This is a genomic window from Nocardia cyriacigeorgica (assembly GCF_010858045.1).
GTDB classification, from domain to species: Bacteria; Actinomycetota; Actinomycetes; order Mycobacteriales; family Mycobacteriaceae; genus Nocardia; species Nocardia cyriacigeorgica_E.
Genome location: NZ_JAAGVC010000232.1, coordinates 1 through 322 on the forward strand (window position 1 = coordinate 1; position 322 = coordinate 322).

A 322-nucleotide genomic window follows, 5' to 3' on the forward strand; every position below is an offset into this window, starting at 1 on the left:
GGCTGGCCTGGCTGCGCGGCAAACGTTTCGTCGCCATGCCGGTGATATTCGCCGAGGGCGCGCGGCACCGGGATGCCGTGGCGCGATCGAAACTGCTGGTGGACGGGGCGAATTGGCCCACGGCCCTCCTGTGGCTCAGCGTCCGGGCGCTGCTGGTCCTGATGGCCCTGCCGCTGCTCGGCATCCCGTGGCTCATCTCGGATTTCTCCGGAACCCATCGTTGGGCGGTGATCATTCTGACGACCTCGGCGGTGCTGCTGATCGTCGCGTTCGGCGAGATCGTCGAATCCGCCACCCGCGTTGTCACGTATGTGGATCGCCG

The 322-nt window shown here is 67.1% G+C and carries 1 pseudogene; it reads left to right on the forward strand.

What is annotated here, in order from left to right:
* A pseudogene (locus tag GV790_RS29505) lies at positions 1-322 on the forward strand (hypothetical protein); the annotation flags it as partial.